The following is a 14,431-nucleotide window of genomic DNA, read 5'->3' on the forward strand; positions in this document are numbered from 1 at the left end:
GTTCAACAACGCAATAAGCCTGGTAGAATTTGAAAAAAATGGAAGGGGAATACGAAAGATTCTCATTTTGGGACGAATCACAGCCTGATGAGAGTGATTGTTTCGTGGTTCTTTTGCCTGACTGAAGGCCAGGCGAAAGCTGGTCTGGCAAGATAGCGGGGCCAAAAAGAATAGCCACTCCATGGCCGCAGAGGGATTACGCCGCTGCGCCTTTGGCCTGAGTGGCCAGGTGCGCCGCCCACAGATTCGTTATCCACTTCACGCCTTTCGCAGTGAAGCGTGCCTGTGAGAAAGCGTGCAGATTTTCACCCACGCTGGTGCGTACCGTAAAATAGCCCATCTGAACATGATGCTGTTGCGGCATCAGTGCGCCGTTGGCACGATACATAATATTGCGCTCAAGCAGAAACTGCCGGAAATCAGACTCCTTTGCCTTCAGCATCTTACAGAGCTGACGAAAGCCCAGAGAATCTTCCACCTGAACAAAACGGTCAAAGAACTCCGCCTTTGGCGCGAAGAGCGCAAGCTGCTGTTCGGCAGCCTGACGCTGTTCAAATTGTTCCGCCCAGGCGCGTGCCGCCGCGGCCGGATTGGTAAAGTCCGGCAGGCGAGTGTTTCTTTCCCGTTCCTGCCACAGATCCAGCGCCTGAGCGATAAATGCGGGCGCCAGGCGCGCCACAGCCAGCAGCGAATCACGTTTGTTCAGGCAAAACTCCTGACGCGCTTCGCCCTCACGCTCGTAAACACCAAGGGTCAGCGGTTGAGACAGACGCTGCGTGGTTTCCAGCGTTTTGATCAGCCGTTTTACTTCGCCGTGCGGTATACCGGCCAGTTTGGCGATTTCCCGGCTGCTCATCGTGACCGATTGATTCAGCGAGCTGAGGTTTTCTGTCGAAATCATCATAGGTTTTACCCCCAAGCTTTTCAAAAGACACCCGAGCGGGCAGTAGAAATATTATACAGTTGACTGTTTAAATATCCAGTACTTTTTTTAAGCGCTACGGTAAGCGGAAGCGGTTATAAACTTTGATTTTTTGTAAAGGTGACGCGTCCACACTGCAACTTCGCTAAGGTTATTTCAGACCTTTAACCGGAGGAAAAGCATGTCCCGACTACTGCAAACGTGCCTGCTTAGCGTCTCGCTGTTAACCGCAAGTGTCGCCGCCGCTGAAAAACTGAGCGTCACCGAATTACTAAAAGGGCTTCATCATCCCTGGGCCGTTGCCTTTCTGCCCGATAATCAGGGAATGTTGATTACTGAGCGCGAAGGACAGCTTCGTCTCTGGCAGGCAAATAAAGGATTATCGGAGCCGATTCGCGGCGTTCCTGACGTCTGGGCTGAGCGTCAGGGCGGATTGCTGGATGTGGTGCTGGCACCAGACTTTCCGCAAAGCCGTCGTGTCTGGCTGAGCTATACCGAAGCGGATGAAAACGGACGGGCAGGCGCCGTAGTCGGGGTGGGGACGCTGAGTGAAGATAATACCCAGCTTAACGACTTTAAACCGGTGCTTCGCCAGATGCCTAAACTGTCCGGCGGTGCCAATCTTGGCTCGCGGATCGCGTTTGACCGCGACGGGATGCTTTATGTCACCTTCGGCGATAATTTCCAGGCTGAATCCGCGCAGGATCTATCCTCGCTGGCGGGTAAAGTGATCCGTCTGAATGCGGATGGGAGCATTCCTGATGACAATCCTTTAGTCGGCAAGCAGAACGTAAGAGAAGAGATCTGGAGCTGGGGCGTGCGCAATGCGCAGGGAGTTGCGCTAAACCCGTGGACGCAGGAAATGTGGGAAAACGAACATGGTCCTCGTGGCGGTGATGAGGTCAATATTCTGCGCAAAGGCAAAAACTACGGCTGGCCGCTGGCCACCTACGGCGAAGCTTATGGCGGCGGTAAAGTTGTAGGTTCTGAGGGAACTCAGGCTCCTGGAACGGAGCAACCGGTGTTCTGGTGGAAAGAGTCTCCTGCGCTGAGCGGTATGGCGTTCTACAACAGTGCGCGGTTTCCGCAGTGGAAGAATTCACTCTTTGTCGGCGCACTGAAGGATAAGAGCCTGATTCACCTCACCGTTAACGGCGACCGCGTCACGGAGAAAGCGCGCCTGCTTAAAACGCGCGGCGAGCGAATTCGCGACGTCAGAATGGGGCCTGATGGTTTCCTCTACGTCCTGACCGATGAAAGTGACGGAAAGCTGCTTAAGGTTGGCCTGGCGGAGTAAGCCGATCGCTCAGGCTTCCCTTCTGGTTATCTGCGCCAGTGGCAAACCTCCCAGCCGCGCTGCTCGGCCAGCGCCCGCAGCGGCCCGGCTGGGTTAATCACATAAGCATGATCGGCCTGTTCGAGCATTGGTAAATCATTGATGGCATCGCTGTAGGCCCAGGTACGGCCATAGGCGGCGTCATTCCGCACCGAGAGCCAGTCTGTCATAGGGGTAATCTTTCCCTCTGCAAAGCCCACCTTGCCATAAGAACGGCCGCTATACCTGTCGCCGACGGTTTCAACGCCAATGGTCAGCGTGCCATCGGTGCCAAGTTGTTGCGCAATCGGCACCATAAGATGTTCACCGCTGGTGGATACCACCAACACCCGATCCCCGCGCTGCTTGTGCCACGCTATTCTTTCCCGCGCTGAGGGGTAGACGCGCGGCAGGATATCGCGCTGGATAAATCGCCTGACCCAGCCTGAAACCGTTAGCGTTCCTCTGCCTGCGATGGGAGAAAGCGTGGCGCTCATATACTCTTCAATCGTCAGCTCGCCCTGATAATATTGCGCCATCAGCGCCTGGCCACTGGCAATCAGCGTCGCGGGTGCATATCCCTGAGAAACCAGCCAGCGTAGCCATAAACCGGTACTGTCTTCACTAATCAGCGTTTCATCAAGATCGATCAGCGCTAAATCCATGGTTATTCCTCCTGCGTCGGGTTGTGAAAAGCCTAGTGGAAACAGATGACGGTTTGCCTCACGATGAGAAAAATCGGAATTACACCCGGTCCGGTCAGCGAGCACGGTAAGCTGCTCGCGTCAGCCAGGATTTTTCTAATAAACTCTAAAAAACTTTACGGAGTGACGGTTTAATTCCGCTGACAGACGCGCTAGCGTAGAGGGAATTGTGCCTGCCGCGCTGCAAAATTATTATCTTTCAGATGGATACCTGGGTCTTGCCATGAAGAAAACACGCCACTCCCTTAGCGCCTGGGCGCTCTCTTGCTCCGCTTCGCTCCTGTTAATTACCCTTACGCCCGCCAGAGCGGTAGAGGCGCCTTCGCCACCGCAAATTGAGGCCAAAGCCTGGATCCTGATGGACTACAACAGCGGTAAGGTACTCGCTGAGTCCCAGGCGGATCAGCGCCTGGATCCCGCCAGTCTGACCAAAATGATGTCCAGCTATGTTATCGGCCAGGCGATCAAATCAGGCAAAATCTCGCTGGATGATATGGTCACCATCGGCAACGATGCCTGGGCAACCGGAAACCCGGTACTGAAAGGCTCCTCTTTGATGTTTCTTAAACCTGGCGATCGCATTCCGGTTTCTGAGCTTAATAAAGGGATCATCATTCAGTCCGGCAATGACGCCAGCATTGCGCTGGCGGATTACGTTGCGGGCAGTCAGGATGCTTTTGTCGGTCTGATGAACAATTACGTTCAGGCGCTGGGGCTGAAAAACACCCATTTCAAAACGGTTCACGGTCTGGATTCCGAAGGGCAATACAGTACCGCGCGGGATATGGCGCTGATTGGTCAGGCGCTGATTCGGGACGTACCGGAAGAATACGCGCTGCATAAAGAGAAAGAGTTCACCTTCAACCGTATTCATCAGCTCAACCGTAACCGTCTGTTATGGAGTAGTAATCTTCAGGTTGATGGCATCAAAACCGGCCATACCGCCGGCGCGGGCAACAACCTTGTCGCTTCTGCCGTGGATGGCGATCAGCGTCTGATTTCCGTTGTGCTTGGCGCGGCGACCAACAGCATCCGCTTTCGTGAAAGTGAAAAGCTGCTGACGTGGGGATTCCGCTTCTATGAGACCTTCACGCCCATTAAAGCAGACGCGCCTTTTGTGACGCAGCGCGTCTGGTACGGGGATAAGAAAGAGGTCAAATTAGGTGCGGCAAAAGATGTGGCGATCACGGTGCCTAAAGGACAGATTAAAAATGTTAAAGCCAGCTTTACCCTTTCACAGCCAGAGCTGAAAGCGCCGCTACAAAAAAATCAGCAAGTTGGCGTGATTGATTTTCAGCTGGATGGCAAAACTATTGAGCAGCGCCCGCTGGTGGTGATGGAGGCTGTCAGCGAAGGTGGGATTTTCAGCAGGCTATGGGATTTTGTGATGATGAAAATGACGGGCTGGTTCGGCAAATGGTTTGCTTAACAATGTGACCAGAAGGGGCAGCGCAGGCTGCCCCTTCTGCTTCAGAACAGATCCCAGGCGATAGCTGAAATAGCAATCAAACCGGTTAACACCACAAACAGGTTACTAATTTTGCCGCTGTACTGACGCATCGCCGGCACTTTGTTGATGGCGTACATGGGCATTAAAAACAGCAGAATGGCGATAACCGGGCCACCAAGTTTTTCGATCATTCCCAGAATGCTTGGATTGAGGGTGGCGATCAGCCAGGTCGTTACCAGCATAAACAGCGCGGTAATACGGTTTAACTTCGACTCAGAAATGCTTTTTCCGCGTTTACCAAGCGATTTCACCATCAGACCGTTAAAGCCTTCCCGTGCGCCAAGATAGTGGCCAAGAAAGGATTTCGTAATGGCGATCATGGCAATTACCGGGGCGAGCCATGCCATCAGCGGCGTATTAAAATGGTTGGCCAGAAAGGAAAGAATAGAGATATTCTGCGCCTTGGCTTCAGCAAGATTCTCCGGAGAGAGGCTCAGAACGCAGCTGAAGACAAAAAACATCACCGTGCAGACCATCATGACATGACTGCGGGCCAGGATGCGCGAGCATTTTTTTTCCGCCGCATCGCCATATTCTTCCCGCTTCGCCACAGCAAACGCGGAAATGACGGGGGAATGGTTGAAGGAGAAAACCATCACCGGAATTGCCAGCCAGAGCGTCATCATTAACCCTTTCCCGCTGCCAGCCAGGCTGACATGCTGAAAGATAGTGCTGTTCCAGTGCGGGATCAGGAACAGAGCCAGTGCCATCAGCACCAGAACAAACGGATAAACCAGCACGCTCATGGTTTTGACGATCATCTCTTTGCCAAAGCGCACGATAGCCATCAGGCCGACGATCAGAATCAGCGACAGCAGCGCTCTCGGCGGCGCGTTAAGATGCAGCTGGTGGGTCATAAAGCTTTCAACGGTATTGGTGATCGCCACGCTATAGACCAGCAGGATGGGATAAATCGCAAAGAAATAGAGCAAGGTCAGCAGCTTTCCGGCACCGGCACCAAAATGCTCTTCCACCACGCCGGTAATATCTTCTCCCGGATTTTTGCCGGAAAGTACAAAGCGGCAAAGGCCGCGGTGGGAAAAGTAGGTCATCGGAAAGGCCAGCAGGGCCATCACGATCAGCGGGATTAAACCGCCAATACCCGCGTTGATCGGCAGGAATAGCACGCCCGCGCCGATAGCGGTGCCATAAAGTCCCAGCATCCACATTGTATCGCTTTTACGCCACGCCTCTGCGTCTGCGGTGGCTGCCAGTTCAAACGTTGCCGTTTTGGATGATTCCATGATGCTCTCCGGTATAAAAACAGTGAAGTAAATTGCGCAGCGTTATAAACATTCAGCCGCCTGCGGTGGGCGTAATTTAATTCACGGCTCTGTCCTGAAGGCCGTCACTTTATCAAAAGGAAGCGGAGATAAAAGAAGTTAATGCGGGTTTCTGGCGATCTTAGTCACAAATATCAGATCTCTTTCAGAGAGATACCCTGCAATAAAATTATCTGGCGGATTATCGTGCGGTTTTCTAAGCGATTTAGTGGTTTTTTGAACTGCGTAACGAGCGTAAGGACGTGATTAAATAATAATCAAATCAGGTTTTAACGACACAGGGTTTAATTTTTTATGATTAAAATCAATAGTTTGATTTTGTTAGTTGAAAGGTGTTATTTATTTTCGTCAATTTTGCGCAACGCTCATGTTTATTGTGGCCGGATTTTACACTTATTGCGCAACAACGTTAAATAATGGTGAAAATAAAAAAAGGGCGACGAAATGCCACCCTGTGGAGTTATTCTCGCCGTTAACTGCGTACCCAGCCTTTACGGATGGGGAAGGCGAACAGTAAGCGGTAAAGTGAGGAGCAGTTATCCATCAGACGCCTGCCGCAGTAGTGCCACGCGATTTGAGCAAAAAGGCAGGAGAGCATGCTGACCAGCAGTCCACCCAGCATATCGATCGGCCAGTGGACGCCCAGATAGACGCGCGACCAGGCTATCGTTGTCGCAATCAGCATTAACAGGATCCCTGACCAGAGACGATGCCAGCATAAAAAAGCGATCGCGAAGGTAAAAATGATCGTGCCGTGATTACTTGGGTAGGATTCATTGGGGGCGTGCGACAGAAACTGATGTCCGATGCCAGCGACGAAAGGGCGGGCGTGAGGAAACAGATTGCCCAGACACCAGGAGATCGTCAGCGCATAGGCCAGCGCAATAGCGGTTTTCAGCGCCAGCCGCCGCTGTGAGCCGAGCTGATGGTCTGCTCCCCAGAGCCATAAAGCCGCAATCGCCAGTGGCCCAATCAAAATCAGATCGCGTGCAATAAACGTCGCCAGCGTTATCAGCCACTCTGGTGATGTTGGGGTGGCGTTGATCCAGAGAAAAAGTGTCCGGTTTAACGCTTCGATCATCATTATTTCCTCGCCTTGTTAAGCAGTTGCAAAACGCATCCGCAAGTAAAAATCGCAATAACAGGGCGGCAATCTACACGCCGCCAGGGGTTAATTGATGCAGATGCGGTCATAAAAGTGTCCTGCCAACTGCAATTCAGGCGACATAAGATAATAGAGCGCACAGAAAGGTAAACAGGGGAATTCCTGGACGGGTTGCTGGTTGTGCTTTTGTTAAGGTTTGATCTGAATAGAGGTGCGACAGGGTGGGAAAGTTCCGAAACAAAGAAGAAAAGCACGTTAGGAAGAGGGGTAAAAGAAAAAAACCCGCTAATCATCAGATTAACGGGCTCCGCAATTTGGGAATTTCAAAGAAAAGCAGTGGCATTAATTAAGACTGCGTGCCCAATTAAAAGTTCGGCCATACTGATAAATATTTTCTTAAAGAGGGATCATTGGCCAGATTATAACGATAAGCGTCCCGGCAAGGGTCAACAGAACGTTAGCAATCGCGTAAGTTCCGGCGTAACCCAGCGCAGGAATGTTGCTCCGTGCGGTATCGCTGATAATCTCCATGGCCGGCGCGCAGGTGCGTGCGCCCATAATGGCGCCGAACAGCAGCGCCCGGTTCATTTTCAGCACCCAGGCACCAAACAGAAAGCTGATCACCACCGGCAGCAGACTCACCAGCAGACCTGCTATCAGCATCATCAACCCCGTATCGCCCAGGCCGTTTGACAGTCCACTACCTGCGCTCAGACCCACGCCTGCCATAAAGACCATCAGACCAAATTCTTTCACCATCGTCAGCGCGCCCTGAGGGATATAACCGAACGTTGGGTGATTAGCGCGCAAAAACCCGAGTAAAATGCCGGAAAATAATAAACCGGCCGCATTTCCGATGCCAAAACTGAAGGTGCTGAACTGAAACGTGACCATGCCTATCATCAGCCCGATAATAAAAAAGGCACAGAACGCGAGCAGGTCGGTTACCTGGCTGTGGATTGAGATAAATCCGATCTTATCCGCGACCGACTTAACGCGGCGGGCTTCGCCACTAATTTGCAGAACGTCGCCTTTATTCAGAATAATACTGTCGTCGATGGGCATTTCAATCTGGCTTCGAATAACCCTGTTCAGGAAACAGCCGTGATCGGTCAACTTTAACTGGCTGAGACGCTTATTAACCGCGTTATTATTTTTAACCACAATTTCTTCATTCACGATGCGCATATCCAGCAAATCGCGATCGAACACTTCTTTGCCGTTACGGAAACTGGGATCGAGACGGGAATGCGCATCCGGATAGCCGACAAGGGAAATTTCATCGCCCTGTTGAAGTACCGCGTCGCCGTCCGGATTGGCCAGAATGCCGTTGCGGCGAATGCGTTCAATATAGCAACCCGTCTGGCGATAGATGCCCAGTTCGCGCAGGTTTTTACCGTCTGTCCAGGCAACCAGTTCAGGGCCGACGCGATAGGCGCGGATCACTGGCAAATAGACTTTACGCTGACTATCCGGATCCAGGCCGCGTTCGCGGGCGATTTGCTGCGCGCTGGTGGGGAGATCCTGATGCTGCAGTTTAGGCAGATAGCGGGCGCCAAAGATCAGGCTGACCAGACCGACTAAATAGGTCAGCGCATAGCCGAGACTAAGATTATCCTGCGCCTGGCTGAGCAGCGCACCGGGCTGCAGCGTTTGCCGGAGCGTGTCGCCTGCGCCGACCAGCACCGGCGTGGAGGTCATTGAACCCGCCAGCATCCCAGCCGTCAGGCCAATATCCCAGTTGAACAGTTTTCCCAGACCGAGGGCGATGACCACCGCGCTGCTGACCATCACCATCGCCAGCATCAGATAATTTTTACCGTCGCGGAAGAAGATGGAAAAAAAATTGGGTCCAGCCTCTACACCGACGCAAAAAATAAATAACATAAATCCCAGATTGAGCGCGTCGGTATTAATCCCGAAATGCTGCTGGCCTAGCAGAAGCGAAACAACTAAAACGCCAATGGAATTACCCAGTTGGACAGAACCGAGGCGTAATTTCCCCAGGCAGAGTCCCAGCGCCAGCACAACAAATAATAACAGGATGTCATTTCCACTTAACAAATTTGCGACGTTTATATTCACGGTTTAACTTCTTGTTTACCACTAACGCGTTGAAATAATGGGATTTTTGCGCTAACTTTGCATCACTGCCAGCAGAGCAGCGGCCACATTCCGGATATTCAGGGAGAGCCCAGCGCTTGTAAAAGCGGCCGCCATTTTAAACGCTTCACTCTTTTTCAGCCAGAAAAAAGCCGACACTATTTTAACGGCTCGTGAAATTTTTATTACAGACAAAAGAACCGGAGTATTTCGGGTGAGCTTACGACATAAATTGGCGGAAGAGAGGTTTATCGTGTTTAAAGAGATCTCCTGGACGGGTGTGGTAACCTGCTTTAGCCTTTACTGCATCGTCTTTCTGGCGGTGAGATATGAAATGGAGATGGAAGGCGCTTCGCATACGCAGTCCCGCCTGGGCCTGCTAATGTTTATCCTGCCTGGTGCAATTGCAGCGCTGAACGTCAGACGAACGCCGCTTATCGTGGCGATACTGGGTGCGCTACTGGCTACACCCGCCTGCATGGTGTTGCTGCACCTGCATTTTTTCAGAGCTATCGCCCTGATGCAGGAGATGGCCTTTATGACCAGCGCGATTTTCTGGTGCGGCTCGGGGGCGCTGGGCGTGATGTTGTGGCGAATGTTGTTAACCGGACGCGAGTGAGGCCGGGCGAAAAACTGACCGGTATTCCAGCCCTCAAACGGCGCGGAGTTGGCAGTTTTCTGCGGTAAGGTGGTGAGAAGCAGACGCCATAAGAACAAAATAACTCACTGGCACGCGCGGAAACGCGCATGTAGCGACCCCCGGCTGATAGCTGTTCAGCAGGCAAAAAAAAGCCGACGCGAGGTCGGCAATTTTGTGCGCTAAGGTGACAATTGATGCACCCCGCAAGGAGAAAGCAGATTACTGGAACAGGCCCAGATTCTCTTTGGCGTAGGCTTCAAACTCAGTGCAGCCGCCGATGTGGTTCTGATCGAGGAAAATCTGTGGCACGGTTTCAACCGGTTTGCCTACGGTCTTCTCCAGGTCTGCTTTGGTAATCCCTTCCGCGTGGATATCCACATAGCGGAAGTTGAAATCTTCGCGCTCTTCGGTCAGCTTTTCAGCCAGCTCTTTTGCACGGACACAGTAAGGACAGCCAGGACGTCCGAAAATCACTGCAAACATAGGTTTCTCCTCAAAGGTCGATTTTTTGTGACTTACATCACATCTTAAACGTTGCTGGCGATTATGATGCCCGCTTCGCGATGTGATGGAAAGAAGGAATTACCTGTTGATCTGATTTGTGGAGGCTATGCCGGTTAAGTGGCTGGCTTAGCGGGAATAACATCATTCTGTGAAGGAGGGTTGCTATGCGTGCATTTAGCCGGTTACCTCTGTCGGTAAAAGTCCTGGAGGTGACCGGCGTTATAATGCTGGTTTCCTCTTACCTGGTGCTTCATCAGATGCTACCCTTGCCCACATCTTTCTCCGGCCCGCTGACCGCAACGATACTGGTCTTCACCGGCTTTGCCCTGATGCTTCCTGCCGCCGCGTTGATGATATGGCGAATGGCTAAGTTTCTGGCGCCGGAGTTGTTTACTATGCCCAGACAGCAAAACAAAAACAGACCAGGAGATCACCATGACGCCGACCATTGAGCTGCTTTGCTCGCACCGATCCATCCGCGCCTTTAGCGATAAGGCCATTGAGGATGAGCAGCGTGAGGCGATACTTGCCGCCGCGCAGTCAGCTTCCAGCTCCAGCTTCCTACAGTGCTCTTCTATCATTCGTGTTACCGACCCGCAGCTGCGTGAACAGATGGTAACGCTGACTGGCGGACAACATTACGTGGCGCAGGCGGCGGAGTTCTGGGTTTTTTGCGCCGACTTTAACCGCCATCAGCAGATCTGTCCGGAAGCCCAACTGGGGCTGGCGGAGCAACTGCTGCTCGGCTGTGTGGATACCGCGCTGATGGGCCAGAATGCGATGATCGCCGCCGAATCCCTTGGTCTCGGCGGCGTCTTTATTGGCGGTATCCGCAACAGCATCGCCGAGGTGACAACGCTCCTTGGCCTGCCAAAATATGTGCTGCCGCTGTTTGGCTTTTGCATCGGATGGCCAGCGCAGACCCCGCAGGTCAAACCCCGTATGCCTGCCGCGATGCTGGTGCATGAAAACCGTTATCAGCCAATCGATCCGGCTGTGCTGGCCGCCTATGACCGTGAGCATGAGGATTACTATCTGCACCGTGGAAGCAATCAGCGCCGCGAAAGCTGGAGCGAGCATATTCAGAAGACGATCGTCAAAGAGAGCCGTCCGTTTATGCTGGACTATCTGCATAAGCAGGGCTGGGCCACGCGCTAAATTTGTCCGGAGACCGCTGGTGAAAATTGCCCTTCTTTCCTGTAACGGTTCCCTTTATTCGAGCAGGCGCCTGCTCCAGGCGGGGAGGGCACGCGGCCATAGCCTCGAGGTCATCGATCCGCTTTCCTGTTATATGAACATCAATCCGGGGGCTTCCGCGATACATTATCGCGGTAAGCAACTGGCACACTTTGAGGCGGTGATCCCCCGCATCGGTCCAGCAACAACCTTCTACGGCACGGCAGTGCTTCGCCAGTTTGAAATGTGCGGCAGCTATCCGCTGAACGAGTCCGTGGCCATAACCCGCGCCCGGGATAAGCTGCGTTCGCTTCAGCTGCTCGCCCGTCAGGGCATTGCGATGCCGGTTACCGGCTTCGCGCATTCCCCGGATGACACCCGCGATCTGATTGAGATGGTGGGTGGCGCGCCGCTGGTGGTTAAGCTGCTCGAAGGTACTCAGGGCATCGGTGTGGTGCTTGCTGAAACGCGGCAGGCCGCCGAAAGTGTTATTGAAGCCTTTCGTGGACTGAATGCGCATATCCTGGTTCAGGAATATATAAAGGAAGCACAGGGGCGGGATATTCGCTGTCTGGTGATTGGGGGAAAGGTGGTGGCGGCCATTGAACGTCAGGCAAAGGAGGGGGATTTTCGTTCCAATTTGCACCGTGGCGGCACCGCCCGCCACGTTGAGATTACCGACGATGAACGGCAGATTGCTGTCACGGCAGCTGCCACACTTGGGCTGGATGTGGCCGGCGTGGATATTTTACGCGCGCACCGGGGGCCGCTGGTGATGGAGGTTAACGCCTCGCCGGGTCTGGAAGGGGTGGAGAAGGCCACAGGGCTCGATATCGCCGCCATGATGATCGCCTGGATAGAGGCGCACGCCCGGCCTGGTTTCAGTCTGAAAACGGGAGGTTGAAGGTATATTTATCTTACAGGCGTGGTGTTCATCCCGGTTTTTCCGTAAGCTAGGGCGCAATTTTAAGGCGGCATGAGAATAAGCACATGGATTCACTCGTCGTTCCAGATATTGACGTGATACGACGTTGGCTGGATCAGCAAAGCATCACCTGGTTTGAGTGCGACGCCTGTCAGGCCCTTCACCTGCCGCATATGCAAAATTTCGATGGGGTGTTTGATGCCAAAATCGATTTGGTTGATGACGTCATCCTGTTTTCGGCGCTGGCTGAAGTGAAACCTACGGCGCTGATCCCGCTGGTGGGCGATCTGTCGCTGATTAACGCCAGTTCCCTGACCGTCAAAGCGTTTGTGGATATTCAGGACGACAATCTGCCGAAACTGATCGTCTGCCAGTCATTTTGCGTGACGGCAGGCATTACCTATGGTCAGTTCGTGCACTTTATGAAACAGAGCGAAGAGCAGATTTCGATGGTCGTGCTTGAAGCTTTTGCTAACCACCTTCTGGTGCCTGGCGAAGAAGAAGAACGTCCCGCTCCCGTCAGCTCTCATTCGCTGCTTCATTAAAACGCCACTGTCGGGTCCTCTCAGACCCGCTTTTATTTTTGTCGTTTCTCTTTCAGGTAACTGACTCCCACGGGCGCGTTATGCGGCGATATTCACCAGGATGTCCAGGAAGCCAACCACTTTTTATACTGCTCTTCCCCCTTTACTGCCAGATATTCAACGTGTTTTATCCTCTCTTATGCCCGGCAACACATGAAAAATGAATAAATAATCGTTAAAAGGCGTTTTTTACGCCGGGATCTGGCCTCAGCCGGCCGGTGGGGCTATCCTTGCGGGGCCGGATGCGACCCGGAAGGCGGCGACAGTCAGAGACCCGTTATACTTGACGTTATACCTGCATTATCATCAGGCGATCTTCCCGATATCCTGGTGACGGTGCTTGTCATGAACAGGGGTACAGACGCGCTGCCGTGAGGTCAGCAGGGCATTTTTTTACTTTAACCGCTGAATGAATAAACATTCACTGAAAAACAGTGAGGGTTGGTACGGCAGCCGGTTTGCTTATCTGTAGTCAGCTATCTCAGCTCTGGAGGATGGAAAAGATGTTCAGCCAACGTAAAAAATGGTTGTCGACGGTGGTGGCCGGTGTGCTGATGGCGTGCAGCGCCGGGGCGGCGGCGGATAAAACGCTGCACGTGTACAACTGGTCCGACTATATTTCCCCGGATACCGTGCCCAACTTTGAAAAGCAAACCGGTATAAAGGTTGTTTATGACGTATTTGATTCCAATGAGGTGCTGGAAGGTAAACTGATGGCAGGCAGCACCGGCTATGATGTGGTGGCACCTTCTTCAAGCTTCCTGGCGCGACAGCTTCAGTCCGGCGTGTTTCAGCCGCTTGATAAAAGCAAGCTGCCCAACTATAAAAACCTCGACCCTGAGCTGATGAAAAAGCTGGAACAGCACGATCCTGAAAATAAATATGCTATCCCTTATTTGTGGGCAACGACCGGTATCGGCTACAACGTTGATAAAGTAAAAGCGGTACTGGGTAAAGACGCGCCGGTTGATAGCTGGGATCTGGTGCTGAAGCCGGAAAACCTTGAGAAGTTAAAAAGCTGCGGCGTCTCCTTCCTGGACGCTCCGGAGGAAGTGTTCGCTACTGTTCTTAACTATTTAGGAAAAGATCCTAACAGCACTGATGCCAAAGATTATACCGGTGCGGCAACCGATCTGCTGATGAAGCTGCGCCCTAACATCCGCTATTTCCACTCTTCCCAGTACATTAACGACCTGGCTAACGGCAATACCTGCGTGGCTATCGGCTGGGCAGGGGACGTGTTGCAGGCGAAAAACCGCGCGGTGGAAGCGAAGAACGGCGTCAATATCGCTTACAGTATCCCAAAAGAAGGGGCGCTGGCCTTCTTTGATATGATGGCCATCCCGAAAGATGCGAAAAACCTCGATGAAGCTTACCAGTTCCTCAACTATCTGATGGAGCCAAAGGTCATAGCCGATGTCTCTAATAAGATGTTTTACGCCAATGGCAATAAAGCCTCGGTACCGCTGATTAACGCTGATATTCGCGACAATCCTGGCATTTTCCCAACGCCGGATGCGATGTCAAAACTCTTTGTTCTTGAAGTGCAGTCGCCCAAACTCGATCGTGTGCGTACGCGCGCATGGACTAAAGTTAAAAGTGGCAAGTAACTGACCCTGGCGAGCCTGGCTCGCTTTTGAACAGGTAACAGAGGTGCAGT

General features: G+C 52.6%; 14 protein-coding genes. 8 read left to right on the forward strand and 6 right to left on the reverse strand.

The genetic code is table 11. From position 1 onward, the window contains the following. Positions 1 to 196 precede the first annotated feature (196 nt). Entirely contained in the window at positions 197 to 904 is a 708-nt protein-coding gene (locus tag EA20_RS0114785) for a phage antirepressor KilAC domain-containing protein (RefSeq protein WP_024967566.1), read from the reverse strand. 199 nt (positions 905 to 1,103) lie between these two features. On the opposite strand from EA20_RS0114785, the gene EA20_RS0114790 reads away from it, so the two are divergent. Further along, on the forward strand, positions 1,104 to 2,219 hold the full coding sequence (locus EA20_RS0114790; RefSeq protein ID WP_024967567.1) for a PQQ-dependent sugar dehydrogenase: 1,116 nt from the start codon (positions 1,104 to 1,106) through the stop codon (positions 2,217 to 2,219). A gap of 26 nt (positions 2,220 to 2,245) precedes the next feature. Here EA20_RS0114790 and EA20_RS0114795 read toward each other — a convergent pair whose 3' ends face one another. Further along, a complete protein-coding gene (locus EA20_RS0114795) occupies positions 2,246 to 2,902 on the reverse strand; it encodes an HAD family phosphatase (RefSeq protein WP_024967568.1) in 657 nt (218 codons plus the stop codon). A 262-nt stretch (positions 2,903 to 3,164) separates the two neighbouring features. On the opposite strand from EA20_RS0114795, the gene EA20_RS0114800 reads away from it, so the two are divergent. Continuing rightward, a complete protein-coding gene (locus tag EA20_RS0114800) occupies positions 3,165 to 4,370 on the forward strand; it encodes a serine hydrolase (protein WP_024967569.1) in 1,206 nt (401 codons plus the stop codon). Positions 4,371 to 4,411: 41 nt separating this feature from the next. Here the strand turns inward: EA20_RS0114800 and EA20_RS0114805 are convergent, their stop codons facing one another. The 3 genes from EA20_RS0114805 to EA20_RS0114815 form a co-directional block, all read right to left on the reverse strand. Then, positions 4,412 to 5,695 carry an HAAAP family serine/threonine permease gene (locus EA20_RS0114805; protein WP_024967570.1) on the reverse strand — a complete coding sequence of 428 codons (1,284 nt, stop codon included), beginning with the start codon at positions 5,693 to 5,695 and terminating at the stop codon, positions 4,412 to 4,414. 511 nt (positions 5,696 to 6,206) lie between these two features. Then, the gene (gene ybjG / locus EA20_RS0114810) at positions 6,207 to 6,812 is read right to left on the reverse strand and encodes an undecaprenyl-diphosphate phosphatase (protein WP_024967571.1); all 606 of its coding nucleotides are present in this window, start codon (positions 6,810 to 6,812) and stop codon (positions 6,207 to 6,209) included. Positions 6,813 to 7,235: 423 nt separating this feature from the next. Then, complete coding sequence (locus EA20_RS0114815) at positions 7,236 to 8,924, reverse strand: aspartate:alanine antiporter (protein WP_024967572.1); 1,689 nt, start codon at positions 8,922 to 8,924, stop codon at positions 7,236 to 7,238. 232 nt (positions 8,925 to 9,156) lie between these two features. Between EA20_RS0114815 and ybjM the strand changes: the two genes are divergently transcribed. Next, positions 9,157 to 9,561: an inner membrane protein YbjM gene (gene ybjM, locus EA20_RS0114825; protein WP_235192655.1), complete on the forward strand. Its 405-nt coding sequence runs from the start codon at positions 9,157 to 9,159 to the stop codon at positions 9,559 to 9,561. 240 nt (positions 9,562 to 9,801) lie between these two features. Here ybjM and EA20_RS0114830 read toward each other — a convergent pair whose 3' ends face one another. Continuing rightward, entirely contained in the window at positions 9,802 to 10,065 is a 264-nt protein-coding gene (locus EA20_RS0114830; RefSeq protein ID WP_024967574.1) for a GrxA family glutaredoxin, read from the reverse strand. 185 nt (positions 10,066 to 10,250) lie between these two features. On the opposite strand from EA20_RS0114830, the gene EA20_RS0114835 reads away from it, so the two are divergent. The 5 genes from EA20_RS0114835 (at position 10,251) to potF (ending at position 14,381) form a co-directional block, all read left to right on the forward strand. Then, positions 10,251 to 10,538, forward strand: coding sequence for a YbjC family protein (locus EA20_RS0114835; protein ID WP_024967575.1), 288 nt, complete (start codon positions 10,251 to 10,253; stop codon positions 10,536 to 10,538). Continuing rightward, positions 10,522 to 11,244, forward strand: a complete 723-nt coding sequence (nfsA, locus tag EA20_RS0114840; RefSeq protein WP_024967576.1) for an oxygen-insensitive NADPH nitroreductase — start codon at positions 10,522 to 10,524, stop codon at positions 11,242 to 11,244. Before EA20_RS0114835 ends, nfsA begins: the two co-directional genes overlap by 17 nt. Positions 11,245 to 11,263: 19 nt before the next feature. After that, positions 11,264 to 12,166, forward strand: coding sequence for a 30S ribosomal protein S6--L-glutamate ligase (rimK, locus tag EA20_RS0114845; protein ID WP_024967577.1), 903 nt, complete (start codon positions 11,264 to 11,266; stop codon positions 12,164 to 12,166). Positions 12,167 to 12,252: 86 nt separating this feature from the next. Next, entirely contained in the window at positions 12,253 to 12,732 is a 480-nt protein-coding gene (locus EA20_RS0114850; protein ID WP_024967578.1) for a YbjN domain-containing protein, read from the forward strand. 542 nt (positions 12,733 to 13,274) lie between these two features. After that, positions 13,275 to 14,381 (forward strand): spermidine/putrescine ABC transporter substrate-binding protein PotF, encoded by a 1,107-nt coding sequence (potF, locus tag EA20_RS0114855; protein ID WP_024967579.1) that lies wholly within the window; start codon positions 13,275 to 13,277, stop codon positions 14,379 to 14,381. Positions 14,382 to 14,431 lie beyond the last annotated feature (50 nt).

It is taken from the genome of Pantoea sp. IMH, assembly GCF_000599885.1.
GTDB lineage: Bacteria > Pseudomonadota > Gammaproteobacteria > Enterobacterales > Enterobacteriaceae > Erwinia.